The sequence below is a fragment of the Acinetobacter sp. NRRL B-65365 genome (genome assembly GCF_001605865.1).
Classification (GTDB): domain Bacteria; phylum Pseudomonadota; class Gammaproteobacteria; order Pseudomonadales; family Moraxellaceae; genus Acinetobacter; species Acinetobacter vivianii.
The window spans coordinates 50,668-63,429 of the sequence record NZ_LRPD01000023.1 but is presented as its reverse complement, the minus strand read 5'-3'; the positions used below and the strand labels follow the sequence as shown (position 1 = coordinate 63,429).

The following is a 12,762-nucleotide window of genomic DNA, read 5'->3' as shown; positions in this document are numbered from 1 at the left end:
GGTATAATGTTATCTCTTAATTTTTTATCTAATTGAATTTAAATGTTAAAGTGTTTTTGTTTTTTGAGATTTAAAAATTATTTTTTAAATAAATATTTCATGACAAATGTAAAAAATGATTTCATTTTCTACCTTAAGAGAAAAGTAGAAAATGAATCGCTTAAATTTACATCATTAATTAAAACTGATCTTTTAGGCTGCGGATACGCGCAAAGTCCTCAGCACTTTCAGTACGTAAAAATGGATTGGTTTCGAGTTCCAGTTCAATCGTACTGGGTAAGGTGATTTGATCTGCATCTCTTAATGCTTTGACCTGTCGCATACGTTCTTGCAAGGCGACATTATGTGGCTCTACAGTTAAGGCAAATTCACCATTGGCAAGCGTATATTCATGGGTGCAATACACTTTGGTCTGGATAGGTAGTGCACCCAGTCGATTTAAGGAGTGATACATTTGCTCGGCTGTGCCTTCAAATAATCGTCCACAGCCCATTGCAAATAGGGTATCTCCACTGAACAGACTGTCCATCTCTTCAATAAAATAAGTGATATGACCTAAAGTGTGACCAGGGGTCGCGATGACTTCAATTTTGAGGTCATTAAAGTGAAAATGATCATTATTCTGTAGGGGATTTGAGATCAGGGAAATTTTACTCAATTCATCTCGAGGGCCATAAACCAGAAGATTCTGATTTGCCAGTAAGCCCGGAACACCACCAGTGTGGTCAGGATGCCAATGGGTCAGCCAGATCTGTTTCAGAGTGAGTTGATGCTGCTGGCAAAACGCTGTGACCAGATCGGCTTCCGTTGGATCGACCGCCACAACTTCTTTGCTGCGGGTATCTTCCAATAACCAGATATAATTTTTTAAGGCATTTTTTACGTCAATTACATGAATCTTGTAATGCATAGCCGAGTCCTGAATCTTTGTTCCATGTGGTTATTGCGAGTTGGGTACTCAATACTGAGTGCCTGATTCTAGTTTAAGTGCAAATGCTATCGAGTGCAAAAAAGTGCTGCATTTATACATTAATACTGACTTTTTGAGGCAGATTCTGACGTCGATATTCATCGAGTCTATTTATAGTTGACAAGTATTGTATTTTAAATAAAGATGAAAGAAAACTTTTATAAGTTAATGGTTTATATTCATCTTTAATCCTATAAGAAATACTTTATTAAAGCTAAATCAATTAAAAATGAGATTTAACAAAATAAGGATGAGGTCGTTGTAAATCATCATGATGAAGCAGGGGAGCTTATGTCTGATTTGGTCGATCACGAAGTGGTCATGATTTTTAAAAAATATTTATATCCGCTCTCTGCCAAGCTGACAGAAATGTTAAATGAACACTTTAGTCATCAAACGGAACGGAGAGGTTGTGGCTATACACAAGCGACTCGCGTTATTGCAGAGTTTGTTTCGCAGGTGCGTGATCCGGTTGGGTTTCAGGATTTACGAATTTTTGAGGACTATGAAACCAAAACGCTGAAAAACATTCTCAATCAAGCGGGTTCATATGGTCTGACACTAGAAACGTGGCGGAATCTGGATATCAATTTAGAAGTCCAGCAGACTTTAAAGCGTTTAAACCTGCAAGAGAGCTTTGCACAGAATTTACAGCAAGAAGTCGAATTTCAAGCCAAACTTAGAAGCATTCATCAATATGCCGAGTTGGAAGAAAGTATCCTGATTTGCCAATTACTTGCTGACATTATTCTGCCTCAAACGGCGCAGGATTTCAGTATGATTGAATGTCAGGCTTTGCTTGAAAAGCCTAAAGTAGGTTCTTGCCCGATGGCAGAAAAATTCTTTTTGCGCATTGCGCATCATCGGTTATTACGACAGGGTGAAATCAATATTTTTGTGGATGAACATGATCAACCAATCATGATGGAAAAATTGAATATGGGGGATAACCATTCCTGTATCAGTTTGGTTCCTTTAATGATGAATGGGGTACGATTACCTGCGGGAAGTTTATTCTCTGCGCATTATGAAATTGAACAGCTCGAAAAGCATCAAAACAAGCAATATAAAGGCTATGTGATCCCGATTGCCGAGATGAATGGCTTCTGGTTTTTACGCTTAACCACTTTGGCTGTTTCACCACAACATCGTGCGCGGGCATTTGGCTATCATTTTAAACAGCAGGTGGATAATGGATTATTCAGGCCTGATAGCACTGAATTAGCTCAGCTGATGGATATTGCCAAAGATCAGATTTATATAGGGCATCCATGCTAAAAGCTTGTTACTCTCCACGCTACTTTGCGCAAACACATACCAATAGTATGGAAAAACTCACAGCTGTAGCGGATGTGTTGCGTACGCATCAAATGGCAGAGCTGGTAGATCCAGGGCTGATTGATGTGGAAATCTTAAGGAAATTGCATCATCCACAATATGTCGATGCTTTTTTGTCAGGAGAATCGGCATTTGCCACCATACAAGGTTTCAAGCCGTGGAATGAACAGTTGCGAGATGCGATTTTATCGGTTCAGGCTGGACAATTACTGGGTGCTGAAATTGCCTTGAAAGAAGGGGTGGCTGCTAATATTGCGCAGGGATTTCATCATGCCAGTTATGAATCTGGCGCAGCCTATTGTACATTTAATGGTCTGGCATTGGTTGCCAAGCAGTATCCTGAGAAACGTATTTTTATTTTGGATTGTGATCAACATGGTGGGGATGGCACGGCTATTTTCACCAATCGTATGACCAATCTGATTAATTTTGGCATTTTTGGAATTCGGTTTGGCTGCAAGGCTGGTGAACGTAGCTTGACCCGTTATATTCATCCCAAACAGGGGAGTTTTGATTTATATCGAGAGGCAATCTTTGAGGCCTTTCAGTATGCTTCACGTTGGGAGGCAGATCTGATGATTTATCAGGCGGGCATGGACTGTCATCAACATGATAAATATGGTTCAAAATGGTTGACCACAGAATTACTTTTTGAGCGTGATCGCATTGTTTTTGAAATGGCGAAGAAAATGAAAATCCCGATGCTATTTGTATTGGCTGGCGGCTATCAGAATTTAACTGATTTAGTCCCGCTCCATGTCAATACCTTCAAGGCAGCCAATGAAATTTACTTTCCTTAAAATGTTCAGGTATAAAAAAAGCGCCCATCATGAGCGCTTTTTTTATATTTTTATTAACGTAATTTTGCCAGCCAGTCACCGAACATTTGTACCATTTGCACTAACAGCAATAATACAATGACGGTTAAAATCACTACGCTCGTATCGAAACGTTGGTAACCATAAGAAATCGCCAAGTCACCGATACCGCCTGCGCCTACAGCACCTGCCATTGCAGTCGCACCGATGAGAGAAATCGTACCTGTGGTCAAGTTTAGTATGAGTGAGCTACGTGCTTCAGGGATAATAAACTTGAAGATGATTTGCCACGGTGAAGCACCCATTGCCTGAGCAGATTCCACAATACCTTCATTCACTTCAAGCAATGAGGTTTCGATCAGACGGCCTAAGTATGGGCCCACATAAATGGTCAAAGGCACAATCGCTGCCCATGTGCCAATTGAAGTGCCAACCAGCATTTTAGTCAGTGGAATAACGGCAATCAGCAGAATAATAAACGGAAGGGAACGCAGTGCATTCACAATCGGGTTCAGGAAATAATAAATCGCACGATTTTGCAGGATACCGCCTGAGCGGGTAACGACTAGCGTAATACCTTGAATCAATCCCCAAATGCAACCAAACAGCAGAGAAAAGAACACCATTTGAAAGGTTTCTTGCAGTGCTGTCACAAACTGGTCGATCGAAAGGGAGCTATGCCAAAATGGAGCAGTGACTTGGGTCAGCCATTGTACGATGAAATCTCTCATTGGCTTACCACTCCAGATTGTTCCACTTTCACGCCTTGAAGCTCAAGGAATTTTACGGTTTCCTGAATGATCAACGGATCACCCAAAAGCTGGATAAACATTTGTCCGATCACCGTACCATTAATCTCGGTCATATTGGCAAACAGAATATTTAAACTCACATCAAATTGTTTAATCGCAGCCTGAATCACGGTTTCTTGTGCTGAAGTACCGAGGAACTGCAAGCTATAGATACTATTATGATGTTGATGTTCAAGATTACTTAAAATATTTACTGGTAACTGCTGTTGCAATACCGTTTGAATAAAGGTCTTGGTGGTTGGATGCTGTGGCTGACTGAAAATATCCAGTGTCGGGCCGCTTTCAATCACATGACCTGATTCCATGACCGCCACATAATCACATACTGATTCGATTACATCCATTTCATGGGTGACCATGACAATGGTAATGTTCTGTTCTTTGTTAATCTTTTTTAATAGCGCCAAAACAGATTTGGTGGTCTGTGGATCAAGGGCAGAAGTTGCTTCATCGCACAGTAGAATCTTGGGATGATTCGCCAGCGCACGTGCGATACCCACACGTTGTTTTTGACCCCCTGAAAGCTCATCAGGGTAAGCATCTTTTTTATGTTTAAGATCGATAAACTCTAGTAGTTCAGCCAGACGCTTTTCACGTTCAGCTTTGCTATGCCCAAATAATTTAAGTGGCATTTCAATATTTTCAGACACGGTTTTAGTCTGAAGGAGATTGAAGTGCTGAAAGATCATGCCAATATTTGCACGTTCTTGACGAAGTGTTCGCGCGTCCATAGCAGTAAAGTCTTTTTGATTGATAATGACTTGTCCCTGCGTCGGGCGTTCAAGCAAATTAATCAAACGGATCAGCGTACTTTTACCTGCACCACTATAGCCGATAATGCCAAAGATACTACCGTCCGGGATCTCTAGATTGATCTGGTCCAGTGCATTGATCGTTTGACCTTTCAACTGATAGTGTTTCGAAATGTTTTTAAATTGGATCATGTTCGTCAGTACTATGGCAGAAAAGAAAAACAGGCAAAATCACTTTGCCTGTTTTATTTGAGAGCATTATATTACGAATTTGCTTCTGTGAGGTAGCTTGTTGGTTTGTTCACGTCAACTTTCGTACCTGCAAAGTGTTCTTGAACATATTGCTTCACAGCTTCAGTATGGTAAAGCGCGCCAACTTTTTGCAATACAGCATCATCTTTACGAGATTCTGCAGTCGCTAAAACGTTAACATTCAGCTTCGTGCTTTGATCTACAGGCTCATAGAAGATCGCATCTTTCAGAACGTTTAAACCGCCTTCCATTGCAAGTGTATTACCTAATAAAATCGCATCAACTTCGTCTTTAACACGTACAGCTGTTGCCATTTGAATTGGTTTGATCACAACTTTTTTCGGGTTTTCAGTAATGTCAGCAGGGGTTCCTTTTACTGGATCAAAGTCAGCCTTTAACTTGATTAAGCCCGCGCTTTGTAAAAGTAATAATGCACGTGATTCGTTCGCGCCGTCATTTGGAATTGCAATAGTTGCACCTTCAGCAAATTCGTCAACTTTTTTGACTTTGCTTGAGTAGATACCCATTGGTTCTAAATACGTGGTTGAAACAGGTGCAATCTTGTCTTTATTGGCAGCATTAAATGCCACAAGGTAAGCGTAAGACTGGAATGCATTCAAATCAACTTCTTTGTTCGCTGCAGCAGTATTCATGGCAACGTAATCAGTGAAGTTTTTAATTTCAAGTTTGAGACCAGCAGCTTTGGTTTCAGGTAAAGTTGCGATATAACGCCAGATATCAGCGTCAGAACCTGTAGAAGCGATTACAACAGTTTGTAATGCAGCAGCATCACCTTTTTGCTCGGTAGATGCGGTATCTGGTTGTTTACTGCAAGCTGCAAGTAATAACACCGATACACTTAAAAAAAGACTAATCAGCTTTTTCATGTATAAATCCTAATCGGAATAATGGCGAGAAAATCAGCCTTTCTCGAGCATTAATGATTGCAATAGGTTTGTATGTTGTAAATTGGCATCGTCCTCAAACAATCACGTGAATTATTTTTGAGGTTTTCAGTAGAGTCCTTTCCACAACAGGCGAAAAATAAATGAATATTCATGTTCCCATTCAGTATATATACAATGGGAAATCAAGCATTCATATCTTTTTCTAATCAAATTTGGATTTAGCTGCAATTTGTTTTGTTAGGAAAAATATTCTAATCATTTGAAATGAATGAAAAAGAATACTGAATTAACATAAAAACAACATCTAAAATTTCGGCAATCATACCAATAATTTAATGCAGGGGACAGTGCAGTAGATTGTCCTAATGAGTATAAGACTATGATTATTTGAGAAAAATTACATCATAAGTAAATATAAATTGATGATAGTTTTATGGTTTTTTCAAAAAAGATCTGTAGCAGATTGAATTAAAACATAAATATATATTTTTCTGAATTTTATATTTAAATAATGAATATAGAAGTAGGAATTATGCAATTTAAGGAATAAAAAAAGCCTTCCGAAGAAGGCTTTAAAGCATAATTTACTTATTCAGCTTTTTCACGGGCAATGGCGCGATAACCAATATCGCTACGGTATTGCATGCCAGTGAAAGTGACTTGGCCACAAACTTCTAGCGCATTGATTTGAGCTTCGAGTACGGTATCACCTAAGGCTGTGACGCAGAGTACGCGACCACCCGCAGTAATCACATGACCATCAGCACTCATTGCAGTACCGGCATGGAAGATTTTGGTGTCTTCTGGAGATTGACCAAGACCTGAAATTACATCGCCTTTGCGTACAGTTTCAGGGTAACCACCGGCTGCAAGAACGATACCAATCGATTTGCGCTCATCCCATTCAGCTTCGCTTGGCAAGTTACCTGCAATACCAGCCTCAACCAAATCAACCAAAGATGATTTTAAGCGCATCATGATCGGTTGAGTTTCAGGATCACCAAAACGACAGTTGAATTCGATCACACGTGGTTGACCTTGTTCATCAATCATCAGGCCCGCGTATAAGAAACCTGTATAAACGTGACCATCCGCAGCCATACCATCAACGGTTGGGCGCATCACTTCATTCATGACACGTTCAAAGACTTCCGCAGTGACGACAGGCGCAGGAGAGTAAGCACCCATACCACCTGTGTTTGGACCTTCATCACCTTCAAAAATACGTTTATGATCTTGTGATGTCGCCATTGGCAAAATATTGTTGCCATCGATCATGCAAATGAAGCTTGCTTCTTCGCCTGCAAGGAACTGTTCAATCACAACGCGTGAACCAGCATCACCAAATTTGTTGCCTGCTAGCATATCGTCGATTGCTGCAAAAGCTTCTTCATTGGTCATGGCAACGATCACGCCTTTACCCGCAGCAAGACCATCGGCCTTGATAACGATAGGTGCGCCATTTTGCTCAACATATGCTTTAGCCGCATCAACTTCAGTAAAGACATCATAAAAAGCGGTTGGAATGTTATGGCGCTTTAAGAAGTGTTTTGCAAATGCTTTAGAACCTTCTAGCTGAGCTGCATATTGGGTTGGTCCCCAAATTTTTAAGCCAGCTTCGCGTGCTGCATCCACGACACCATTCACTAAAGGCGCTTCAGGGCCAACAATGACTAATGCAACATCATTTTCTTTGGCAAAAGCAATAATGGCTGGATTGTCTAAAATATCGAGTTCAACATTTTCACATTTGTCTTCAGTTGCAGTACCTGCATTACCTGGTGCAACAAAGACTTTAGTGACTTTTGCATCTTGTGCGATTTTCCATGCAAGTGCATGTTCACGGCCACCGCTACCCAAAACTAAAATATTCATTATAAAGTTATTTCCCTTTTTCCGTATTTAAGAATATACCTGTTCAGAATAAAAAAGTCCCCCTTAACCTCTCCCTTGCGGAACTACAATCGTTCCTCATCTCCTAAGAGGAGAGGGAACCCATATTGATATTGGTGTAGTCTCCCTCCTTTTAGGAGGGAGATTTAGAGGGAGGTAAATAAGATGGAAACTTTAAAGTAGGATTAGTGACGGAAGTGACGCATACCCGTGAACACCATTGCAATACCAGCTTCATCTGCTGCTGCAATTGTTTCTTCGTCACGCATTGAACCGCCTGGCTGGATAATGCATTTAATGCCAGCTTTGGCCGCATTATCAATACCATCACGGAATGGGAAGAAGGCATCAGATGCCATAACTGCGCCTTCAACCACTAAACCTGCATGTTCAGCTTTAATCGCAGCAATACGTGCAGAGTTTACGCGGCTCATTTGACCTGCGCCTACACCAATAGTTTGACGATTTTTTGCATAAACGATCGCATTTGATTTCACATATTTTGCAACTTTCCATGCAAAAATAAGATCATCAATTTCCTGTTCAGTCGGTGCGCGTTTAGTCACAACTTTCAAGTCATCTTTAGTGATCATGCCCAAGTCTTGATCTTGAACCAATAAACCACCATTAACACGCTTATAGTCAAGCTGTGGAGCACGTGCATCAATTGCAGGAAGTTCGCCACAGACCAACACGCGTACATTCTTTTTCGCACCTGTGATTTCAAGTACGCCATCCGCAATGCTTGGCGCAATAATCACTTCAACAAATTGACGATCAACAATTGCTTGTGCTGTCGCGGTGTCTAATTCACGGTTGAATGCAATGATGCCACCAAATGCTGATTCAGGATCGGTTGCATAAGCAAGATCATAAGCTGCCTTGATACCATCCAATGAAACAGCAACGCCACAAGGGTTTGCATGTTTAACGATGACACACGCAGGCTTCGCAAATGATTTCACACATTCAAGTGCTGCATCGGTATCTGCAATATTGTTATAAGAGAGTTCTTTGCCTTGTAATTGCTTCGCAGTAGAAACAGATGCTTCTTTTGCATTTTCTTCTACATAGAATGCTGCGTTTTGATGAGGGTTTTCACCATAACGTAAATCTTGTGCTTTATTTAGTTGTGTATTGAAGGTACGAGGGAAGAGATCCGCTTCGCCTTCTGCTTTACCCACACGTGCACCTAAATAAGACGCAATCATGCCATCGTATTGTGCTGTATGTTCAAATGCTTTTACTGCTAAGTCGAAACGCGTTTCATAAGAAAGCGTACCATTTGCTTTTAGCTCGGCAACAACTGTGTTGTAGTCAGCTGCATTAACGATAATGCCTACTGAAGCGTGGTTTTTCGCTGCAGCACGAACCATGGTCGGACCACCGATGTCGATATTTTCGATTGCATCTGCAAGCGAGCAGTTCGGTTTAGCTACAGTTGCAGCAAATGGGTAAAGGTTAACAATCACCAGATCAATCGGATCAATGTTGTGTTCTTGCATCACCGCTTCGTCCAGACCACGACGAGCCAAGATGCCTCCATGAATCTTTGGATGTAATGTTTTAACACGACCATCCATCATTTCAGGAAAACCTGTATGTTCAGAAACTTCTACTACGGCAATATTGTTGTCTTTAAGCAACTTATATGTACCGCCCGTAGATAAAATTTCTACCCCTAGAGCTACAAGATTTTGAGCGAATTCAACGATTCCGGTTTTATCAGATACAGAGATTAAAGCACGTTTGATAGTCATGATTTTAGTCAACAGTTTGAAGTCTACAGATTAAAACAAAGGCAAAAAAAATGCCCACGAGAACGTGAGCATTTTATCAATTATTCACTCATTAAACCGTGAGCTTTTAACTTTTTGCGTAAAGTTCCGCGGTTAAGGCCTAAAATCTCAGCAGCACGCGTTTGGTTGCCACGAGTATATTCTAAGACCACAGATAAAAGAGGTTTCTCCATTTCTGCTAAAACCATGTCATAAACTTGAGATGGTTGCTCACCTTGCAATTGTGCAAAATAATGACGAACTGCGCGATCTACATGGATGCGAAGAGCGACATCAGATTGAGCCGTAAAAATAGGAGATTTGCTATTCATGCGTGTTAATCCGAAAAATCAAAATATCACTTGGGTAAAGTGATATAAATGTGGTCTAAATTACTGAGCCCCGTTTTAGATCCTAAAACAGTGACTCTAAAACAAAAGGACTATTAGCTTGCCACAAATCCTCGAGTTGTGTAAAAAATAAGCGTAACAATAGTTAAATATTTGTTACCGCCTACTTTCAAAAACAAAAAAACCAACAATGCGCTTATTGGGTAAAAGCACAGTTCGTTTAACGATTTTATTGTCTGTAGATTACGAGGAGTAAGTGGGTCAAAGCATTCGTGGCGCGTATCATACCACTGTCAGCGAAAAAGTGAGCAAATTAACTGCACTTTTTTTTGTTTTTTTGTCACTTTTTTGAGCTTTTAGGGCTGTACAAATTCTAAACTATAGTCATTGAAGCTATTTTTGCTTTTCGGAATGGTAAATTCGAAGCGAAAAGGGCTATTTGATGGAATGCGCTGAATGGTCTTTAAACTGTCGACTAAATAGTCTTGTGGTTTCAAAACGGTATAAGAAATAGCTTCACCGTTTTGTTTAAGTATCACTTTGATTGGGGGAAGTACAACGCTATTTGCATCTTGGTTAAGCAATATGCCAGAAAAACCTGTGGCGTTATGCTCAACCCGTTTCAGTTTTACTTTCTCAAAACTAAGAGACTGATATTGCTCATTGGCGATTTTGCAGCTCAGAAGACCACAGACATAATTAAACATCTGGTTTAATGCTGGGCTTTCATGCATGAGTTTCGGGTTAAACCATAAAATCTGAAAAGCAAACACCAGAATCAGTGCAATATTTCCAATACCCCAAAGGGTGTAATACAACCAGCCATGTTGTTTGTCGTTATTTTCCTGATCCATTGAAAGTACATCTTCTGAAAGATTCAGGTTAGGCAGGGCCGTGACGGGTTCGGTATTAAAGTAATTCAGGTTATTTAAATAAGTGAGTAGATCAATATTTGAGTTTTCAATTTTCTGATCGAAGATCCTTAAGATCTGCATCTGCTTTTCTGCAAATGAGCTATCTGGCTGAATCGATGAAAACAGTGAGCGATTAACGGGCGTTGGTGTCGCATCACTGTCTGTTTCGAGCAAATTGGTTAATGCATTAAAATTAATTACGCATTTTGGGCAACAAACCATACCCTGTGCAACACTGAGTTGTGAAAGGGTCACTTTGTACACAGTTGAACATTTAGGGCAGCGGGTTTGTTTTTCACTCATAAGTTATAAAATTCTCAAATTGTTTTTCGTTTTCCTGAAATGCGGCACCAGTTTTCTTCACGCTTTTCGATTTCTAATATATCAAAAAACTCAGCGTAAACGCTAGAAACATCAGCAACTTGCTCTTCAATTACACCTGCTAGTGCGAACTCTCCCTCATTTTTTAATAAAGTTGAGAATTCAGGCGCAAGTGCCATGAGTGGAGCTGCAAGAATATTGGCAACAAGAATGTCAGCCTGTTGAGGTTTGAATTCCTGATCAAACTCTTCAGGCAAACCGACATAAAGGCGGTCAAGCACGCCATTTAACTCGGCATTTTGTTTTGTTGCCAGTACAGCTTGCGGGTCGATATCCGTTGCATAAACTTTTTTAGCGCCTAATAAAAGGGCAGCAACGCCTAAAATACCTGAACCACAACCATAGTCGATCACAACTTTATCTTTTACATCAGTTTTACCTAACCACTGTAAACATAAGAATGTGCTGGCATGGTTGCCTGTACCGAACGCTAGACCTGGATCAAGTTTAATATTGGTTGCATCTGCTTCAGGTGGTTCTAACCATTCAGGGACGATCCAGAATTTTTCACTAATTTGAATTGGTTCGTAATAATCCATCCATGCGCGTTCCCACACCTGATTTTCAAGGTATTCATGGCGCATTGGAACATCAGGAAGTTGTGCTTTAAGGAAAGTTTCCAAAGCATCTACATCAATTGGGTCATCTTCTTCTTGTTGGTAAATACCCGTAACGATGACTTTATTCCAAAGTGGAGTTTCGCCTGGTAATGGCTCAAGCAGGGCTTGATCTTCTGCATCATCTAAAGTAACACTCACCGCACCCAATGAAAGGAGCAATGTTTCGGTAAGTTCAACTTGATTTTGATCAACAGTAATATGAATTTGTAGCCAGTTCACAGGAAAACCTAAATAAATGTATTTGTGCGTATTGTAATAGATTAAAACTTATTAAAGGGATTATAAAATAGACAGATTACAATTTTAAGGACAAATATTTAAGTCAGTGTGCTTTAGAACATTGTTTTTAGATTTAATCGATAAAAAAAGAAGGCCATCAAGACCTTCTTTATTTGTGCTGCAATTATGGCGCAGTCTGTTCAACATCTGGAGCAACTGGTGGTGCAGGAGTCGCTGCAGGTGCCTCCATAGCAGGCGCAGCTTCCATTGGGGCGCTGCTCACTGGACGTGGAGCTGACTGAGTTTCAGAGAGACGACTTTGTGTGTCTACAGCAGCGTTAGAAGCTGGCATTGGCGGTTGGAATGCGAGTTTACCGGCTTCATTTGGTTCACATGAACCATTGAAAACAACGCCTTTATACGCAAATGAAACTGGATCACCTTGTTTTTTGCCTTTACAAACCTGTTGGTACTTTTTGGCTTGTTGATCTTGGGTAGCTTTGGTATCTGCCGCATGTGCAGCTACGCTAAAACATAGGCTACAAATAAGAGATGAAAATAAAAGCTTTGTGTTCATATCATTTTCCTAAAGTATTTGTTATGCACTTTTTAGGATAAGAAATTCATCAAATAAAACAGTGGTGTTCGAGTTAATAGTTTAGGCAGCTCTGTTAAGTATAAGATGAAAATGCAACAGAACGTTTCTTTTTGTATGTTTTGTCGACATATCTTAGGCTTAGAATCCAGAAGAATATTG

General features: G+C 40.3%; 12 protein-coding genes. 2 read left to right on the top strand and 10 right to left on the bottom strand.

Annotation, left to right across the window (positions count from 1 at the left end):
• Nucleotides 1-178: 178 nt before the first annotated feature.
• Nucleotides 179-910, bottom strand: coding sequence for a hydroxyacylglutathione hydrolase (gloB, locus tag AWW72_RS10255; protein ID WP_047432447.1), 732 nt, complete (start codon nucleotides 908-910; stop codon nucleotides 179-181).
• Nucleotides 911-1,261: 351 nt separating this feature from the next.
• Between gloB and AWW72_RS10250 the strand changes: the two genes are divergently transcribed.
• Both AWW72_RS10250 and AWW72_RS10245 read left to right on the top strand, forming a co-directional pair.
• Nucleotides 1,262-2,248, top strand: a complete 987-nt coding sequence (locus AWW72_RS10250; RefSeq protein ID WP_062847249.1) for a hypothetical protein — start codon at nucleotides 1,262-1,264, stop codon at nucleotides 2,246-2,248.
• A complete protein-coding gene (locus tag AWW72_RS10245) occupies nucleotides 2,242-3,108 on the top strand; it encodes an arginase family protein (protein WP_062847248.1) in 867 nt (288 codons plus the stop codon). The genes AWW72_RS10250 and AWW72_RS10245 overlap by 7 nt, the downstream gene beginning before the upstream one ends.
• 53 nt (nucleotides 3,109-3,161) lie before the next feature.
• Here AWW72_RS10245 and AWW72_RS10240 read toward each other — a convergent pair whose 3' ends face one another.
• The 9 genes from AWW72_RS10240 to AWW72_RS10200 form a co-directional block, all read right to left on the bottom strand.
• Entirely contained in the window at nucleotides 3,162-3,857 is a 696-nt protein-coding gene (locus AWW72_RS10240; protein WP_004771537.1) for a methionine ABC transporter permease, read from the bottom strand.
• Complete coding sequence (locus AWW72_RS10235) at nucleotides 3,854-4,882, bottom strand: methionine ABC transporter ATP-binding protein (protein ID WP_062847247.1); 1,029 nt, start codon at nucleotides 4,880-4,882, stop codon at nucleotides 3,854-3,856. Before AWW72_RS10235 ends, AWW72_RS10240 begins: the two co-directional genes overlap by 4 nt.
• 71 nt (nucleotides 4,883-4,953) lie before the next feature.
• Nucleotides 4,954-5,829 (bottom strand): MetQ/NlpA family ABC transporter substrate-binding protein, encoded by an 876-nt coding sequence (locus AWW72_RS10230; RefSeq protein ID WP_062847246.1) that lies wholly within the window; start codon nucleotides 5,827-5,829, stop codon nucleotides 4,954-4,956.
• A gap of 609 nt (nucleotides 5,830-6,438) precedes the next feature.
• Complete coding sequence (gene purD / locus AWW72_RS10225; RefSeq protein WP_004771543.1) at nucleotides 6,439-7,725, bottom strand: phosphoribosylamine--glycine ligase; 1,287 nt, start codon at nucleotides 7,723-7,725, stop codon at nucleotides 6,439-6,441.
• A gap of 203 nt (nucleotides 7,726-7,928) precedes the next feature.
• Nucleotides 7,929-9,503 (bottom strand): bifunctional phosphoribosylaminoimidazolecarboxamide formyltransferase/IMP cyclohydrolase, encoded by a 1,575-nt coding sequence (purH, locus tag AWW72_RS10220; protein WP_062847245.1) that lies wholly within the window; start codon nucleotides 9,501-9,503, stop codon nucleotides 7,929-7,931.
• Between the two features lie 80 nt (nucleotides 9,504-9,583).
• On the bottom strand, nucleotides 9,584-9,853 hold the full coding sequence (gene fis / locus AWW72_RS10215; protein ID WP_001086304.1) for a DNA-binding transcriptional regulator Fis: 270 nt from the start codon (nucleotides 9,851-9,853) through the stop codon (nucleotides 9,584-9,586).
• 374 nt (nucleotides 9,854-10,227) lie between these two features.
• Nucleotides 10,228-11,088, bottom strand: a complete 861-nt coding sequence (locus tag AWW72_RS10210; RefSeq protein WP_062847244.1) for an MJ0042-type zinc finger domain-containing protein — start codon at nucleotides 11,086-11,088, stop codon at nucleotides 10,228-10,230.
• 14 nt (nucleotides 11,089-11,102) lie between these two features.
• On the bottom strand, nucleotides 11,103-12,005 hold the full coding sequence (gene prmA / locus AWW72_RS10205; protein ID WP_004771547.1) for a 50S ribosomal protein L11 methyltransferase: 903 nt from the start codon (nucleotides 12,003-12,005) through the stop codon (nucleotides 11,103-11,105).
• A 184-nt stretch (nucleotides 12,006-12,189) separates the two neighbouring features.
• Entirely contained in the window at nucleotides 12,190-12,582 is a 393-nt protein-coding gene (locus AWW72_RS10200; protein WP_004771548.1) for a hypothetical protein, read from the bottom strand.
• Nucleotides 12,583-12,762 lie beyond the last annotated feature (180 nt).